At 64.2% G+C, this 17,800-nt stretch carries 12 protein-coding genes; 4 read left to right on the top strand and 8 right to left on the bottom strand.

The genetic code is table 11. The features are described from left to right. Window positions 1-5 precede the first annotated feature (5 nt). From cimA to JI749_RS14505, 4 genes are all read left to right on the top strand, one after another. The gene (cimA, locus tag JI749_RS14520) at window positions 6-1,622 is read left to right on the top strand and encodes a citramalate synthase (RefSeq protein ID WP_201655375.1); all 1,617 of its coding nucleotides are present in this window, start codon (window positions 6-8) and stop codon (window positions 1,620-1,622) included. A 201-nt stretch (window positions 1,623-1,823) separates the two neighbouring features. Then, window positions 1,824-3,602 carry a LysM peptidoglycan-binding domain-containing protein gene (locus JI749_RS17545; protein WP_201655372.1) on the top strand — a complete coding sequence of 593 codons (1,779 nt, stop codon included), beginning with the start codon at window positions 1,824-1,826 and terminating at the stop codon, window positions 3,600-3,602. Between the two features lie 71 nt (window positions 3,603-3,673). Further along, window positions 3,674-4,018, top strand: coding sequence for an ArsR/SmtB family transcription factor (locus tag JI749_RS14510; RefSeq protein WP_201655369.1), 345 nt, complete (start codon window positions 3,674-3,676; stop codon window positions 4,016-4,018). Then, window positions 4,018-5,913: an ABCB family ABC transporter ATP-binding protein/permease gene (locus JI749_RS14505; protein WP_201655366.1), complete on the top strand. Its 1,896-nt coding sequence runs from the start codon at window positions 4,018-4,020 to the stop codon at window positions 5,911-5,913. The genes JI749_RS14510 and JI749_RS14505 overlap by 1 nt, the downstream gene beginning before the upstream one ends. 294 nt (window positions 5,914-6,207) lie before the next feature. On the opposite strand, the gene JI749_RS14500 is transcribed toward JI749_RS14505, so the two are convergent. The 8 genes from JI749_RS14500 to JI749_RS14465 all read right to left on the bottom strand — a co-directional run bounded on the left by JI749_RS14500 (window position 6,208) and on the right by JI749_RS14465 (window position 17,764). Further along, entirely contained in the window at window positions 6,208-9,564 is a 3,357-nt protein-coding gene (locus JI749_RS14500; RefSeq protein ID WP_201655363.1) for an efflux RND transporter permease subunit, read from the bottom strand. Window positions 9,565-9,568: 4 nt separating this feature from the next. Then, window positions 9,569-10,840, bottom strand: coding sequence for an efflux RND transporter periplasmic adaptor subunit (locus JI749_RS14495; RefSeq protein ID WP_201655360.1), 1,272 nt, complete (start codon window positions 10,838-10,840; stop codon window positions 9,569-9,571). A 14-nt stretch (window positions 10,841-10,854) separates the two neighbouring features. Then, on the bottom strand, window positions 10,855-11,403 hold the full coding sequence (locus JI749_RS14490; protein WP_201655357.1) for a PadR family transcriptional regulator: 549 nt from the start codon (window positions 11,401-11,403) through the stop codon (window positions 10,855-10,857). A 129-nt stretch (window positions 11,404-11,532) separates the two neighbouring features. Continuing rightward, window positions 11,533-12,366, bottom strand: a complete 834-nt coding sequence (gene cysQ / locus JI749_RS14485) for a 3'(2'),5'-bisphosphate nucleotidase CysQ (RefSeq protein WP_201655354.1) — start codon at window positions 12,364-12,366, stop codon at window positions 11,533-11,535. Further along, window positions 12,366-13,238, bottom strand: coding sequence for a carboxylating nicotinate-nucleotide diphosphorylase (gene nadC / locus JI749_RS14480; protein WP_201655351.1), 873 nt, complete (start codon window positions 13,236-13,238; stop codon window positions 12,366-12,368). Before nadC ends, cysQ begins: the two co-directional genes overlap by 1 nt. A 55-nt stretch (window positions 13,239-13,293) precedes the next feature. Continuing rightward, window positions 13,294-14,565 (bottom strand): AGE family epimerase/isomerase, encoded by a 1,272-nt coding sequence (locus tag JI749_RS14475; protein WP_201655346.1) that lies wholly within the window; start codon window positions 14,563-14,565, stop codon window positions 13,294-13,296. A 101-nt stretch (window positions 14,566-14,666) separates the two neighbouring features. After that, window positions 14,667-15,614 carry a class 1 fructose-bisphosphatase gene (locus tag JI749_RS14470; RefSeq protein WP_201655343.1) on the bottom strand — a complete coding sequence of 316 codons (948 nt, stop codon included), beginning with the start codon at window positions 15,612-15,614 and terminating at the stop codon, window positions 14,667-14,669. 80 nt (window positions 15,615-15,694) lie between these two features. Further along, on the bottom strand, window positions 15,695-17,764 hold the full coding sequence (locus tag JI749_RS14465; protein ID WP_201655340.1) for an ATP-dependent helicase: 2,070 nt from the start codon (window positions 17,762-17,764) through the stop codon (window positions 15,695-15,697). Window positions 17,765-17,800: the final 36 nt, after the last annotated feature.

Here is a 17,800-nt window from a genome sequence, read left to right as displayed (position 1 = left end):
TAGCCATGTCCCGAGAACGCCTTTACATCTTCGACACCACCCTGCGCGACGGCGCCCAGACGGCCGGCATCGAGTTCTCTCTCGAGGACAAGATCTCCATTGCCGGCCTGCTGGAGGATCTCGGCGTCGACTATGTTGAAGGCGGCTATCCCGGTGCCAACCCGGTTGACACGGAGTTCTTCGAGCAGCGCCGCACCAGGCGTGCAAAATTCACAGCCTTCGGCATGACCAAGCGGGCAGGGCGCTCCGCGGCCAATGACCCTGGCGTGCAGGCACTGCTCAATTCGCGAGCCGATGCCACCTGCTTTGTCGCCAAGACCTGGGACCACCAGGTCAAGGTCGCGCTGGAGATTTCGCTCGAGGAAAACCTCGCCAACCTGCGCGACACCGTGGTCGCCGCTGTCGCCTCCGGCAAGGAAGCGCTAATCGACTGCGAGCACTTCTTCGATGGTTTCAAGGCCAATCCCGACTATGCCCTGTCCTGTGTCCGGGCTGCGCTCGATGCCGGTGCGCGCTGGGTCGTGCTCTGCGACACCAATGGCGGCACCATGCCGTCCGAAGTACGCGATATCGTGGGCAAGGTGCTGTCGGTTGCACCAGGCGATCGCCTCGGCATCCATGCCCATGACGATACCGGCCAGGCCGTCGCCAACACGCTGGCGGCGGTGGAAGCCGGCGTTCGTCAGATCCAGGGAACGCTCAACGGCATTGGCGAGCGTTGCGGCAACGCCAATCTCGTCACCATCATCCCGACCCTGGTGCTGAAACCCCATTTTGCCGAACGGTTCGAAACCGGCATCGACACCACGCGCCTGGCCCGGTTGACGCAGATTTCGCGCGCCTTCGACGATCGGCTCAATCGTGCCCCGATGCGGCAGGCTCCCTATGTTGGCGCTTCGGCATTTGCCACCAAGGCCGGCATCCACGCGTCCGCCTTGCTCAAGGACTTCTCGACCTACGAGCACGTTCCGCCCGAAAGCGTCGGCAACGAACGCTCCATCATGGTCAGCCAGCAGGCCGGCAAGTCCAACCTGCTGACGGCCCTGGCGCGCCACGGCATCGAACTGAGCAAGGATGACCGCCGGCTCGAAAAGCTCCTGGCCACCGTCAAGGAACGCGAATCGCGCGGCTACTCCTATGATGGAGCCGACGCCTCGTTTGCGGTGCTCGCCCACGAAGTGCTTGGCACTTTGCCCAGCTACTTCACCGTCGAAAACTATCGTGCCAGCGTGGAGCGCCGCCACAACGCGCAGGGCGAGGAAATCACCGTCACCGAAGCGGTGGTCAAGATCCGCGTCGAAGGCGAGTTGCTGATGTCGGTGGCCGAAGGCAACGGCCCGGTCAACGCCCTCGATCTGGCCATGCGCAAGGATCTCGGCAAATACTCCGCCCGCATCGAAGACCTGGAACTGGTCGACTTCAAGGTGCGTATCCTGGACGGCGGCACGGGCGCGGTCACCCGTGTACTGGTCGAGAGTCGCGACGGGTCCGGCGAGCGCTGGTACACGATCGGCGTGTCCGCCAACATCATTGATGCGTCCTTTGAAGCTCTGTATGAATCGATAACCTATAAGCTGTTGAAGACTGAAGCGGCGCAGGGGACGACAGAAAAAGTGGCTTAACCGGGTGGCCCGTCCGCGGGGACAGCCGCCGCAATCGTCCTGGAGGACAAACTGGCCGAAACCGCTCCGAAAAGACCGCTTGCACTGACCCTTGGGGCAGCAGCGGTTACCCTGGCCGTCATTGTGGGTGTTCTGGCTGGTCCTTCCGTTGTCAATTGTTTCAATTCCACCGACGGCATGGGCGTGTGCCTGCGCGGCAAGATGACGGACGCCGGCATCCTGCCCCGGCCCACGGTCACTGCCACGACTGATGTCGAAACACCTGCCACCGACGTTGCCGTCGTCGAGCCGCAGACTGAAACCGCGGTGGGTGAGCCGGCGCTGGACGTCACTCCGGCGCCTGACGTTCCCGATGACCTGATCGCGGCCACCTTTGGCCTGCTCCGCGCCGAGCCCGATGGCTCGGTTGTCATTGCCGGCAGCGGCACGCCGGGTACTGAAGTCGAAGTCTATTCCGGCGAGTCCCTGCTCGGTAAGGCCACGGTCGAGTCGAGCGGTGATTGGGTCCTGGTCCCCGACGCGCCGATCCCGCCCGGCGGCGCCGAAATCACCCTGGCCGAAGCAGGCAAGACCGGCCGCGCCGCCCAGTCCTTCGTCGTCGTGATCAACGAAGACAAGGCCAGCGAACCGCTGGTCGTCGCCAGCACCCCTGGTGCCATCAGCGAGGTCCTGCAGGGCCTTGATCGCCCAAGCGCCGGGACCACGACCCAGCTCGCTGCCGCCGATCCTGTCACGCCACCGGTGGCAGCACCCGCCGCCACCCCAACGGCCCCGCCGGTCGAGCCCACCTCCGCGCCTTCGACACCTCCGCCAACCGAGGCCGCTGTCCCGCCGGCAGAACCTGCGGCAACCGAGCCGGCTGCCGCCCCGACCACGGCCCCACCCGTCGAGCCCGCCCCGGCGTCAGCCGTCGAGCCCGCCGCGGCGCCTACCACGACACCACCCATCGAGCCGGCGGCAGACCCTGCTGCCGAGCCCGCCGAGTCTCTAGCCGCAGAGCCCGCGCCTGAAGAGCCTGCGCCCAACGAGCAGCCAGCGCCCGAGGCCTCACCCGTGGCCGTCGCCGCCACGGACCCTGTTGCTCCCACCCCCGCGCCCGAACCTCCGGCGGCCGTCGTTGCCGCCGTGCCGCCCACGATCGACGCCATTGAGATCGAGGGCGATCGCACCTTCTTTGCCGGCGCTGGCCCGGAAGGCGCGACCATGCGGCTCTACGTCGACGATTCCTACATTGCCGATGCAACGGTCGAGGCTGGCCGCTGGCTTGTCGAAGCTGGCAAGGTGCTCACCAAGCCCGAGCAGCGCGTGCGCATCGATATGCTCGAAGGCGATACGGCCGACGTCGCCGCCCGCGCCGAGGTCGATTTTGTTGTCGACCTTCCGGAAGTGGCGGTTGCCGAGGCTCCCGCGGCCGCAGTCGAAACGCCCGCCGTCCCGGCGCCAGGCGAACCTGCGGTTGAAGTGCCTGAAGAGCCGGCCGCAGTACCTGCGGAGCCGGACGCCGCACCGGCCGAGCCTGCGACCCCGCCAGCTGAGCCCGTAGCACCGGCCGAACCTGCACCCGCTGCTACGCCCCCGGCGGAACCGCAACCTGTTGCAGAGCCGGCACTGCCGAGCGAACCGGCTCCCGCTGCCGAGCCTGCCCCGGCGCCCGCTGAACCTGTGGCCGTTGCTGAGCCTGGGGCGCCGACCCCGCCGGCAGTGGAACCGGCTACTGAACCGGCACCCGCCGCGCCGGCTCCGGCGCCTGCCGCCGAACCCGAAGTGCCTACGCTCGTGGCGGTCGCCGTGGGTGGTCCCGACGCGGAACGCTTTGCCTCCGGCAAGGCGATTATCCGCCGCGGCGACAACCTCTGGACCATTGCCCGCCGCGTCTATGGCGAGGGTATCAAGTACACCACCATCTACGATGCCAATACCGGCCAGATCAGGGATCCGGACCGCATCTATCCCGGGCAGGTATTCGAACTGCCCAATTAACTGCGCACAAAATGGCCCGCCCTCCGGCGGGCCATTGATTATTTGCGCACCACACCCCATTTTATCGTCAAATGACGATCAACCATGGCGAAGCGATGCGCGACGACGATATTGCCACCATCATGCGAGCGATGGGCCACCCCGTTCGGCTCAACATTCTGCGCATCCTGGCCAAGCAGGAGCGCGGCGAGTGCTGCTGTGCCGACGTTACCGACGAGCTGACGCTGGCCCAGTCGACGGTCAGCCAGCATATCAAGGTCCTGCTCGATGCGGGCCTCATCGTGCGCAAGCCGCGTGGCACGCGCAATTGCTACATCGTCCAGCATGACCGGTTGGCCGCCCTGGGCGACGCCTATTCCGGCATGGTCGCGGGCTTTTCTCCCGCACCATCCAAACTGGAAGCGGAACCCGCCTGATGTCATCTGACAGCGCTGCGCCCAAGCCGTCCGTTAGCGCGGACGAAGGATCGTTGTTTGCTACGGTCCGCCACCTCTGGTCCTATATGTGGCCATCGGACCGTCCCGATCTGCGGCTGCGCGTGATCCTCGCCATCGGCGCCCTGCTGGTCAGCAAGGTCGCGACCACCCTTGTTCCATTCGCCTACAAGGGCATCATCGACAGCCTGGATGGTTCTGCGCCCAATGGCGCCGTGATCCTTGGCTTGGCCGTGCCGATCGTCCTGGTGGTTGCCTATGTGCTGGGCAACATCATCGATGCCGGCTTCCAGCAGTTGCGCGATGTGCTGTTCGCCAGCGTCGGCCAGCATGCCGTGCGCAAGCTGGCCTTGCAGACTTTCCATCATCTGCATCGCCTGTCGCTGCGCTTCCACCTGGCCCGCCGCACCGGCGGCCTCAGCCGCGTGATCGAGCGTGGCACCAAGGGCATCGAGACCATCGTGCGCTTCACGATGCTCAACATTGCCCCCACCATCGTCGAATTCGTTGTCACCGCGATCATCTTCGTCTGGATGTTCGGTATCACCTATCTGGGTGTGCTGGTGTTGATGATCTGGGGTTACCTCTATTTCACCATCAAGGCCTCCAACTGGCGCATTTCCATCCGCCGGGACATGAACAACTCCGACACGGACGCCAACGGCAAGGCCATCGACAGCCTGCTCAATTTCGAGACGGTGAAGTATTTCGCCAACGAAAAGATGGAGGCCGAGCGCTACGACGCCTCCATGGCCGGCTACGAGCGGTCCGCCATCCGCATCTGGACCTCGCTGGGTTTCCTCAACTTCGGCCAGGCGCTGATCTTCTACGCCGGCTTCCTGATCATTGCCGTGATGTCGATTGTCGGCGTCATGAACAACACGCTGACCCTGGGCGATTTCGTCCTGCTCAACACCTTCCTGATGCAGATCTACCGGCCGCTCAACTTCATCGGCTTCGTCTATCGCGAGCTGCGGCAGGGCCTGACTGATATCGAGGAGATGTTCAAGCTGCTCGACCAGGATCCGGAAATTCAGGACGCGTCGGACGCCAAGCCGCTGGCGGTCACCGGTCCGGTCATCCGCTTCGACAATGTCAGCTTCCACTACGATCCCGAGCGTCCCATCCTCAAGGGCGTCAGCTTCGAGGTCCCCGCCGGCAAGACCGTCGCCATTGTCGGGCCCACCGGCGCTGGTAAGTCGACCATATCGCGGTTGCTCTACCGCTTCTACGACGTCACTGGCGGCTCGATCACCATTGATGGCCAGGATCTGCGCCAGGTCACGCAGGAAAGCCTGCGTTCGGCCATCGGCATGGTCCCCCAGGATACCGTGCTCTTCAACGACACGATCGGCTACAACATCCAGTATGGCCGACCCACGGCAAGCATGGACGAGGTCCGTGACGCGGCCGCCATGGCGCAGGTCGGGCCGTTCATCGAAACGCTGCCCAAGGGCTATGACACCCCGGTTGGCGAGCGCGGCCTGAAGCTCTCGGGTGGCGAGAAGCAACGCGTCGCCATCGCTCGCACCATTCTCAAGGCGCCATCCATCCTCATCCTCGATGAGGCGACTTCGGCGCTCGATACCAAGACCGAGCGTGACATCCAGTCGGCCCTCGATGTTGTGTCCAAGAACCGCACCACCGTGGTCATCGCCCACCGCCTGTCGACCGTCGTCAATGCCGACGAAATCCTGGTCCTGCGCGACGGCGTGATTGCCGAGCGCGGCAACCATGTGGCCCTGCTGGCCAAGGACGGGCTCTACGCCCAGATGTGGAACCGCCAGCGCGAGGCCACCGAGGCCGAGGAAAAGCTGCTGCAGACCGCCAACGATCCGGACGGCTTCGTCAAGCGCGGCCTGCCGGCAGCGGAGTGACGCCTTCGCCTAGCCGGAGCTCCTTCCCACTGCTGCAGCGTAGCTCGCCGGTCACCACTTCGCCAGTGCCGGTCTCACTAGGTCATTGGCTCCCGGAACAGGATTGGGCCTGCAAACGCTGCGCGCCTGTTGGTGCGGCGCGACGGCCTCAGTCCGACCATTAGGATCGCCAGCAGATGCTGCGCCTGCCACGGCCACCAAGCCACAGGCACTGCTGACGGTGACGCCCCAATGCACCGCCTATAACAAAAAGGCCCGCATCGCTGCGGGCCTTTTCAATTCGTATGCGCCAGCCTATTCGGCGGCTTCCGGCCGGCTGACCACGGTCACGCCGTTCTTTTCCTGCTCCACCAGGCCAGCATCCTTGCTGACGATGTAGCGCTTGGTGCTGTCGGCATCGGCCGGGATTTCCACGGCCATGCCGTCAAAACCCGCGGGCACGGCCATCGCCGGCTGGCGTCCGCGACCGGTGACGAACCGGCCCAGGCGGGCGAATTGATGGCCGATCCACTTGATCTGGCCCCACAGCACATTGGGGGCCACCACCATCACGGGCACCATAACCAGCGTCAGGGCTGTCGAAACGAACAGGCCCGACACCAGCGCGGCGCTGAGGTGGATGAACCACGACCCGGCAATACCGCCCACCACGATCTCGCGACGGATGAAGTCGAACTCGACATTCATCGCCATCGGGATCACGCCAAGCGCCGTCACCGTCGCAGTGAGCAGCACGGGCCGCACGCGCTGGCTGATCGTCAGCAGCATCGCCTTGATCGGCTCGACATGCTCGTCGCGGTTGTAGTGGTTGTAGGTATCGATGAGCACGATGCCGTTCTTCACCACGATACCGGCCAGCGCCACGATGCCCAGACCCGTCATGATCGCCGAGAAGCTCATCCCGGTGACCGCCATGCCCAGCAGCACGCCGCCCAGCGACATGATCACCGTGGAGAGCGTCACCAGCACCTGCCAGAAGCTGTTATATTCCAGCAGCAGGATCAGGAAGATCAGGAACATCGCGGCGCCGAATGCCGACACGATGAAGGCATTGGTGTCATCGACCTGCTCCGCCGCGCCGCCATAGACGATCTCGACCGTGGAGGGCCAATCCTGCGTCGCCTGCCAGGCCTTGATCTGCTCGATCTTGGCATCGGCTGTCACGGGCTCACCGGCCGCATTGGTCGGGTTGAGGTTGGCGGCGACCGTCATGGCATAGACGCCATTGCGCCGTGAGATATTGGCCACCTTGGGCACGGCCTTGCGCTCGATGAAGTTGCTCACCGGCACTAGGCCCTGCGGGGTCACGATCCGCAGCGAGTCCAGGGCATCGAATGTACGCTCGCCCTCGGGCAGGCGGACGCGGATGTCCAGTTCGTCGCCGCCATCGTCGGGGCGATAGCTGCCCAGTTTGACGCCCGAAGTCACCAGCTGCACATAGGGGCTGAGCTCACGCACGCCGATGCCATACTTGGCCGCGGCTTCGCGGTCGATCGTCACCTGCCAGTCGATACCCGGGGCAGGGCGGCCGTCTTCGATGTCGATCGTGTCGCCCAGTTCGTTCTCGACATAGTCGCGCAGCTTGGCGACGGCCGGAGCGATGTCGTCATAGACCGTGCCTTCCACGCGCAGGTTGATGGCCTTGCCGGCCGGCGGGCCGTTCTCCTGGGCGGCAATCTGCACGTCCAGACCCGATATATCGGCCACCCGGTCACGGATGTTCTGGAAGATTTCCGCCGCCTTGACGCGCTCGTTATAGGGCAGCAGCTGCAGGTTGAACGAACCGATCGTATCCGGCGGGCCGCCCGAGCTCATCGCGTCGCCACCACCGCCAAAGCTCATGATGACGTCCTGGATGCCCTCGACCTGGAGGATTTCGTTCTCCACCTCGACCAGCATGTCGCGGATTTCGATCGGCGAGTAATTGCCGCGCGTGATCACGTTGACGGTGCCGAATTCCGGCTCCGAAGCGGGGAATGCCTCGGTGGTCGGGTTGCTGTTCATGTAGATCACGAACATAGACACGATCAGCGCGAAGCCGACGCCGAGAGTCAGGACGGGCTGGTGCAGCAGGTGCTGCATCGTCCGCACATAGATGCCGGTGATGCCGCGGACCTTCTTGGGGTCGAACTTGTCGGCATACATAACGATGTCTGCCGCTTCCTTGTGATGCGGATCGACCTTGCTCGATGCAATCAGCGCACCGATGATCGGCATGAAGATGAGCGCCGAAACCAGCGAGGCGCACATCACCACGATCACGATGATCGGCAGGTAGCTCATGAACTTGCCGATGATGCCCGGCCAGAACAGCAGGGGCACGAAGGCGCCGAGCGTCGTGAAGGTGGCCGAAACCACCGGCACGAACATCTTGCGGGCAGCCAGGATGAACGCCTCCTTCTTGGAGACGCCTTCCATCAGCTTTCGCTCGGCATATTCCACCACCACGATCGGGTCGTCCACCAGCACGCCCACCGCGAGCACCAGCCCGAACATGATCATCATGTTGATGGTCATGCCCAGCATCTGGACGACGAGGAACGCGATCATGAATGAGATCGGGATCGACATGCCGATCATGATGGCTGCGCGCCAGCCAAGGGTGGCCACGCATGTGATCAGCACGAGCGCCACTGCGGTCAGCACCGCCGCTTCCAGGGAGCGGAACAGCCCCTTGGTCGAATCCGCCTGGTCGATCAGGAAGCTGGTTTCAATGCCCTGCGGCCAGTCGGCGGTGAATTCCTCGGTCACCCGGCGCACGTCGTCCGAAACCGTGATGACGTTGGTGCCGAGCTTCTTGATGACGCCAAGGGTGATGGCCGGTTGCCCATTCACGTGGGAATAGGACGTCGCGTCCTCGAACGTGCGGGTGATGGTCGCGACATCGCCGAAGGTGACCACGGTGTCGCCCGAAGTCTTGAGCGGCAGGGTGAACACGTCCTGGGCATTCTTGATCAGGCCTGGAACTTCGACGTTGAACGATCCCTGGCCGCTGTCGAGCGTACCGCCCGGAACAACCATGTTGTTCTTGGACAGCGCGTCGAACAGCTCTGCCGCCGTCAGGTTATAGGCTTCCAGGCGATTGAGATCGATCGTGACCTCGAGCACCTCGTCGCGCGACCCGCCCAGGGTCACGCTCTGCACGTCGCCCATGCCTTCGAGTTCGTCCTGCAGGTCCTTGGCCCGCCGGACCAGCTCGCGCTCCGGAACGGTGCCATAGACGGCGACCGAAATGGTCGGCATGTCCGAGAACGAGATTTCGGTCACGGTCGGTTCGGTGGCGTCGTCAGGCAACACCGCCGAGATGCCGTCCATCTTGGCGCGGATATCGGCCAGCGCCTTGTCCTTGTCGGCATTGACGTTGAATTCGAGGAACACCGAGGCATGGCCGGTCGTCGCGGTGGACGAGTAGTTTTCGAGCCCGTCGATTTCCTTGATCCGGTCTTCGATCGGCTTGGCCAGCAGCTGTTCGGCATCGCGCGGCGACACCCCGGTCTGCGCAACCGAGATGTAGAAATACGGGATGTCGATGGCCGGGAAACTTTCCTTGGGCAGCGAGGTATAGGCTGCCAGGCCTGCGCCCAGCAGCAATACCATGACCGTCAGAACAACTCTGGGCATCCGCAGGATGCGTTCGATAAAGTCCAGCATGGTATCAGCTCGCTGTTACGTTGGTGGCTTCGGCAGGAACGTTGGTGGCATCGACGGTCTGGCCGTCGGTGACATACTCCTGGCCGACGGTGATCACGTCGACCGATACTGGCAGGCCCAGCACCCACACGCCCTCGCGGGTGTCGCTGGCAATGGTCACGGGCAGGAATTTGACCACGTTGTCGACCACCGAGCTCACGCCCAGCACGCCATCGTCGTTCAGCGTCAGGACAGATTGTGGCAGCAGGTGCGCCGGCGCGGTCCCCATGTTGACCGTGGCGGTCGCGGTGATGCCGTCGCGAATGGCGCCGCCGGCATTGGGCATCTCGATTTCTACCGGGAACGAACGCGTTGCCGGGTCCGCGGTCGACGAAATGAAGGTCACCTTGCCATTGACTTCCTGCCCGGTGATCGTCGAGATCTTGGCGGGCAGGTCGAGCTTGGCGAGGCCAATGCGGGCTTCCGGCACCTGGCCGATAAAGACCATCGGATCGAGCTGGACGATCGTAGCGCAAGGCTGCCCCATGCCAAGCATCGATCCAGCAGTCGCCAGCGGGTCCTCAACCACGCCGGCCACCTTGGCCCGCACCTCGGTGCGGTCGAGTTCGGCCTGGGCATTGTCAAGGCCGGCCTGTGCCGAACTGATGGCCGCCTTGGCGGCGCTCAGCGCAACCTCGAGCTGGCGGGCGGTGTTGGGTGCAGCCAGGCCCTTCTGGCGCAACTCTGCATTGGTGTCGAAATCGGACTGGGCCTGTGCCAGCGACGCGTTGGCCTGCTCCAGGCCTGCCTTGGCCTGCGCCACGGCGGCCGCGCGAGTGCCTTGGTCGAGGGTGCACAACAGGTCGCCGACGGCCACGTTCTGCCCCTTGGTCACATGGACAGTGTCGACGACGCCGGCGGTCTCGGCGACGGCGCTGACCGAAGCCTTGGCGCGGGTACGGCCGCGCAGCGGCACTTCGATCGGCATCGGCTTGGCGACATAGGTGGACGTGCGCACCGATTGCAGCTGGGTATTGGCGCCCAGTTGCTGCTCGTTGCGCTGCGCGATGGTCAGGTGCGGGTCGACCGCGTGCTCCGTCTTGTGTTCGGCAAGAACGCCCGATTCAGCCAGCTGGGTGGCGATCGGCCCATGTTCTTCACCCTCGATCACCGAGATGATGGGCCGCTCGCCCTTGCCCGGACCGTTGCCACCCATCACCAGGGTGCCGGTGCCCAGCCAAATCCCTGCCAAAACCAGGATCAGGAAGGCAATGCCGTAGGAAAACAGTGCACGCATTGAGATAAGCCCCTTTACTCAGCCGCGTCTTTTTTTTGCTCGGCTCGCGCCAAGTTGATCAGTTCGTGCATATGGGAGCGCATGTGCCGTTCGGCAACCTCCATCACTGCACGTCCGTAATTAATTACCCACCGGTCCGAAGCACTGGTTTCCCGGTCGGAAAACGCTTCTTCGAGCTGACGATGATTGGCGATGTTCCTTTCCAGGAACTCATTGGCGCGCGCCTCGACGAGGTCGCGCGGCAGGATGTGTGCAAAGCGCGCAAACAGCAGGAACGGGCTGCGGAACACGTCATCGCCGAGCGGGCCGGACAGCTCCTCGGCAAAGGCGGCGCGGCCCTGTTCGGTAATGGAATAGACCTTCTTGGACGGCTTGCCGCTCTGCTGCTCGGTGCGGCTGACCACCAGCCCCTCTTCCTCGAGCCGGGCAAGAGCAGGATAAATCGAGCCGAAGCTGGCCTCGATGAAGTACGAGCATTCCCCCTCGACGCAAAGCCGCCGGATTTCATACCCGGTCGCTTCGCCCTCATAGAGGATCGATAGACAGAGAGTTCTGACGTTCATGCGCTGGCTCCGCCGGGACATATGCCGGACCGATATATGCCGGTTCTGTATAGTCCCGCGATGAATCGCGCAAGTTCTGCTACCCAGCAGTTCCGGCAGAGCAGTTAAGAGCAGGTTGCATGGCTAGCCTCAGAGGGCGAGGAGCCTTGTCATTTCCGCTGCCGCGCGCTGCGCCAGTTCGCGGCCCGATGCCGCAACGAAATAGGGGTTGAGGAACGCCAGGTCGCCCTTCCCATAGCGCATGCGCTCACCATCGAGCGTCACCACGGCCCCGCCTGCCGCTTCTAGCACCGCTTGCCCGGCCGCCGTGTCCCATTCCGATGTCGGGGTAAAGCGAGGGTAAAGCTGCGCGTCGCCGCGCGCCAGCAGGCAGAACTTCAGCGACGAACCGACCGAGACGTCGGCTTCCACGTCAAGCGTCTCGCACAACGCAGCCAGCGCGGCATGCCCGTGCGAGCGGCTCGCCACGATCCGCAGTCGCTCTGCCGAGGTCACGGCAATCCTGGTACGTGTCGGATCTGAACCGGGCTGCGTGTTGCAGAACCAGGCGCCCGAGGCATCGCCGATAAATGTCTCGCCCGTTGCCGGCGCCAGCACCACGCCAAGCACGGGGACGCCATGTTCGACCAGCGCGATATTGACCGTGAATTCGCCGTTTCGCTTGATGAATTCCTTGGTGCCATCCAGGGGGTCCACCACGAAATAGCGATCCCCCAGCACGGGAATGATCCCGGCAGCCACGCTCTCCTCGCCCAAGACCGGGATGCCCGTCGGTCGCAGCATCGCCAGGATCACCGCCTCGGCTGCGGCGTCTGCCTCCGTCACGGGCGAGCCATCGGCCTTGGCGATCGCCGCAATCGGCCGCGCATAGACTTCGAGGATCACCCGTGCTGCCGCAATGGCTGCGTCCAGGGCGAGCGTAGTGAGGTGATGGTCGGTCGGCGCCTGCATGACAGCGGTCATCAGCGTTCCACCACCACGTCGAGCCCTAGGTCCAGCGGCTTTGCCGCCATGGTGATCTGGCTGGTGGAGATATAGTCGACGCCTGTTTCGCCGATCGAGCGCACCCGATCCAGCTTCACTCCGCCCGACGCTTCGAGTTTGGCGCGCCCGGCATTGATCGCCACGGCCTGCCTCAGCGTGTCATTGTCCATATTGTCCAGCAGCACGACCCTCGCTCCGGCCGCCAAGGCTTCCTCGAGTTCGGCCAGGCTCGTCACTTCGATCTCGATCGCGACCAGGTGCCCGGCAAAGGCCTCGGCTGCCCGGTAAGCCGCGGAAACGCCGCCGGCCACGGCAATATGGTTGTCCTTGATCAGGATGGCGTCATCCAGCGAGTAGCGGTGATTGGCGCCGCCCCCGCAGCGCACCGCATACTTCTGGAAAGCCCGCAGCCCTGGGGTCGTCTTGCGCGTATCGCAGATCTGCGCGCCCGTGCCGGCAACCGCATCGGCATATTCGCGCGTCAGCGTCGCAATGCCGCTCAGGTGGTTGAGGAAATTGAGCGCCACCCGCTCCGCCGACATCACCAGCCGGGCCGGGCCCGCCACTTCAGCTACCAGGCCGCCGGCGGCGACGCGATCGCCATCGGCCAGTGCAGGGGTGAAGGTCACGCCGTCTCCCACCAGCCGGAACGCCGCCGCCGCCAGGTCGAGCCCGGCAATCACGCCCGGTTCTCGGGCCGACAGGCTCGCCGTCGCCCGGGCCTCTGGCGCCAGGGTCGCCTGGCTCGTCAGGTCACCGGCCAGCCCGAGGTCTTCCTCGAGCGCGGCGGCAACAGCGCGCTCCACCAGCAGGCGCGGCAATTGGGCGGGCAGGCGATCGGGGCGCGACATCGTCGAGGTCTCTCAAATCTCGCGCTGATGTACGCGCGCCGTGCAGCACTGGCAACTAGTGGTGTTGCCTCATGGTGTGGTCTGCTTCGATGATACCCTTGGTCAGGCTGCCATTGGCGGGATAGAGCGGGATCAGGCAGGCCTGCAATGCGTGGTAGATATCGGGCTTGCCCACGAACAGCCGCGATGTCGGCCGCAGGTCTTCCGTCAGTTCGCTCAGCCAGCCACCGCGCTTGTGGTCGATCACGTGGTTCTCGGCATAGTCCCAAAGCTTGCGGTACCAGGCCTGGAAGTAGTCGCCGTTGTCAAAGGCCGAGATATAGGCGGCCGCTCCGATGGCTTCGCTGGTCGGCCACCACAGCTTCTCGCGCATGATGGGCTTGTTGTCCCAGTCCAGCGTATAGAAGAAGCCGCCATGCACCTTGTCCCAACCCAGCTCGATGGATTGGACGAACAGCTCCCGCGCCGCGCCGGTCATCCACGAATGCCGCTTTTCGCCCAGCACCCACAGCTGGTACAGCAGTCGCGCCCATTCCAGCCAGTGCCCGGGCGTGGTGCCCGAGGGGCGGAACATCTCGTTGCCCTCGTAATTCTTGTCGAGCACCCAATGCTGGTCGAAATGCTCGGCCACGCGATGCCCCAGCGGCACCGCATTGCGGGCGATGATCAGCTCGGCGATCCGTTCCGCCTTGCCCAGGTAGTCGCGATTGCCCGTCGCCTCGAACGCCGCCATCAGCGCCTCGGTCATGTGCATGTTGGCGTTCTGCCCGCGATAGGGCAGCAGCTGCGACCAGTCCTGGTTGTATTCGTCCTTCACCGATCCGCTCTTCTCGTCCCAGAAGCGCGCATTGATGATGCCGGTCACGTCGGCGATCATCTGGTCTGCCAGCGGATGGCCCACGAGCTTGGCGCTCGATGCCGCCAGCAGGACGAAGGCATGCCCGTAGGCCTGCTTGGCGCCATTGGTCACGCCGTCATCGTCCAGGCTCCACACATAGCCGCCATGCCGCCCATCCCGATGCTTTTCCCAGATGTAACGCATGCCGTGGTCGACGATCTCGTCCGAACCTGGCCGGCCGATCAGGCTACCCAGCACAGCGCAATGCACCATGCGCGTGGTGACGTGAATCTGGCGATTGGCATTGTCGGCGTCCAGCGGATTGCCCTCGTCGTCCAGCTCGAAGAAGCCACCCTTGGCATTCATCGACGGGGCTTCGAAGAAATCGAACAGGTTGTTGGCCTGCCGCATCAGATACTGCCGGTGGAAAGGACGGTTCGACCAGGGGCTCGAATTGGTCTTGGGCAGCGTCAGCTTGGCGTCGGTCATGATAGCTCCCGGCCGGCGGAAGGATCACCGGCTCCTCATGACGGCGAGCTATAGCCAGTCAATAAGAACGTTGCAATTCCGCAAGAGCAGTCCAATTGCGACTATCCCCTCCCATACCAGCCCTCCACCCGCGTCACTTCCTCAGCAGACCCGAGAATGACCGGCACACGCTGGTGAATGCCCGTGGGCACCAGGTCCAGTATGCGCTCCCTGCCGGTGGTGGAGCGGCCGCCCGCGGCCTCGATCAGCAGCGCCATCGGATTGGCCTCGTAGAGCAGCCGCAACCGGCCGCCCTTGCTCACCGTCTCGCTGTCGAGCGGATACATGAAGATGCCGCCGCGCATCAGGATGCGGTGGATATCGGCCACCATGGAGCCGACCCAGCGCATATTGTAGCGCTTCCCGGCCGGGCCGGTTTCGCCCGCGACATTCTCGGCGACATAGCCGCGAGTCGCGGCGTCCCACAGCCTTTCGCGCGCAGTGTTGATCGCATATTCGCCGGAGCTGGAGCTCACCTGGAGCCCCTCCTGCGTCAATTGGAACGTGCCGTCTGCGTCCAGTGTGAAGACGGTGGTGGATTGGCCGAACGTCACCACCAGGCTTGTCGCGGGTCCATAGGCCGCATAGCCGGCGGCCAACTGTGACGATCCGCGCTGCAGCAGGCCCTTGCTGGCATCCAGCACGGAAAAAATCGTGCCCACGGTGACGTTTACGTCGAGATTTGAAGATCCGTCCAGCGGGTCGGTCGCCACCATGAAGCGGCCCTGATTCTGGATGTGAACCGCTTCATCCAGCTCCTCCGAGACGAGAAGCGAAATGTCCGGATTATGGCGTATGTGATTCAAAACAATGTCGTTTGAGATCACATCCAGCGCCTTCTGCGCCTCGCCCTGCACATTAGTATGGCCCGCCAGCCCCGTTTGCCCGGTGATCGGCGCTCTCCGCAGCACCTCGGCGATTTCGGCACTGGCGGCAGCCATTGTGGCGACCACGGAGGCCAGCTTGGGGTCCACGGGTTGGGCGGCAAGCCAGTCGGAAAGCGTGGTCATGGTGAGCTCGGCATTGGGGCAGGGTACCCCCACTGTCCCCATGCCGCTCACCGGCACAAGGCAGACTTTGGCATAAGGCGCTACTTGCTCCACATGCCCCGCATCTGTGCGCCGATATCCATTTTGACCGGCGCCGGCGACAGGCCCTCGATATAGGCCGGCGTCACCGGTGGCCAGAGGATGTCCTCGAACAGCGGCACCATCGCGCGGGGAATGAACCGCGTCCGCTGTGCGTAGAGATGCTTGTCGCCATGCTTGTGCTGCTGCGTCACGAAAAACCGCTGCGGCACGATCAGGTTCAACTCGTCCCGTGCCCGCGTCATCGCCACGTAGAGCAGCCGCCGCTCTTCCTCGAGCTCATGCGTCGAGCCGGTCCCCAGGTCCGAGGGAATGCAGCCGTCCACCACGTTGAGCACATGCACCGCCTTCCATTCCTGCCCCTTGGCCGAATGAATGGTGGAAAGGATCAGGTAGTCCTCGTCCAGATGCGGGACGCCCGACTGGTCGCTGGTTGCATCGGGCGGATCCAGCGTCAGCTCGGTCAAAAACCGCTCGCGGCTCGGATAGCCCCCCGCGATCTGTTCGAGCTGCATGATATCCTGCATGCGGATCGCAGCGTCCTCGTAGGCCTGCTCCATCAGCGGCTCATACCAGAGCCGCGCATAACCGAGCTCCAGGGGCCAGCCGGCATCCTTGCGCGACAGGCGGCCCAACATATCGACCAGGCCAGTCCAGCCCTCGGCGGCGCGCGGCGGCGCCGGAATTTCCCCCAGCACCCAGATCGGGTCCGGGCCGGTGGCCATGGCGTCGAGCACCTTGCCCGCCGTTCCGGGGCCGACGCCCGGCAGCAGTTGCAGCACCCGGAAGCCCGCCACCCGGTCGCGCGGATTTTCTGCCCAGCGCAAAATGGCCAGCAGGTCCTTGATGTGCGCCGCGTCGAGGAATTTGAGCCCGCCGAATTTGACGAACGGAATGTTGCGCCGGGTCAGCTCGATTTCCAGCGGTCCGGAATGGCTCGAGGTGCGGAACAGCACGGCCTGGTTCTTGAGCGACATGCCGCCCTCGCGCGCCTCCAGCACCTTGTGCACCACGTAGCGCGCCTGGTCCGCCTCGTCCCGCACCGTCACCAGCAGCGGCTTGGCGTCCGACAGGCGGTCGGTCCACAGGTTCTTGGTAAAACGCTCGCTGGCCATGTCGATCACGGCATTGGCCGCGCTGAGTATGGGCTGCGTCGAGCGGTAATTCCGGTCCAGCGTCACGATGTCGGCCGCTGGGGTGAATGCCGCTGGAAAATCGAGGATGTTGCGCACGGTGGCGGCGCGGAACGAATAGATAGACTGCGCGTCATCACCGACCACTGTCAGGCCTTCGCCGCCGGGTCGCATCGCGAGCAGCACGCTGGCCTGCAGCCGATTGGTGTCCTGGTACTCATCGACCAGAACATGATCGAATTTGCCCGACACGGCGGCCGCAATGCCAGGGTCGCTCATCATGCCGGCCCAATAGAGCAGCAGGTCATCGTAATCGAGCACGTTCTGCCGCTGCTTGGCCTCGACATAGGCGCCGAACAGCGTCCGCAATTCGCCCGCCCACATCGCGCACCAGGGAAACGTCTCTTTGAGCACAGTCTCCAATTCGCCCTGTGCGTTGACCACGCGGGAATAGATGGCCAGGCACGTCCCCTTGGTCGGAAACCGGCTCTTGGCTTCGCTCATGCCCAGCTCATGCCGAACCAGGTTCATCAGGTCCGCCGAGTCTTCCCGGTCATGGATGGTGAAAGCCGGATCGATGCCGATCTGTGCGGCGTGCTCGCGCAGCAGCCGGGCACCGATGCCATGGAACGTGCCCGCCCAGGTCAGCGCGTCCGTCAGCAAGCTCGAATTCTTGCCCATGACCTGGGCCGCGATTCGCTCTACCCGCCGGCTCATCTCGCTTGCTGCGCGCCGCGAGAATGTCATCAGCAGGATGCGCCTGGGGTCGGCGCCGTTCACCATCAGGTGCGCGACGCGATGAGCCAGTGTGTTGGTCTTTCCCGACCCGGCCCCCGCGATCACCAGCAGTGGCCCCGGCCGTTCCTGCCCGGTGCCATGCTCCACCGCCCGGCGTTGTTCCGGGTTGAGCGCATCGAGGTAGTTGAGGCTGGCGAGCACGAATCGAGACCTTGTGAGAGCGGACCCTCACACAAG

Source organism: Devosia oryziradicis (genome assembly GCF_016698645.1).
Taxonomy (GTDB): domain Bacteria; phylum Pseudomonadota; class Alphaproteobacteria; order Rhizobiales; family Devosiaceae; genus Devosia; species Devosia oryziradicis.
Note: the sequence above shows the minus strand (reverse complement) of the source record. Positions and strands in the feature narration are given on the sequence as shown.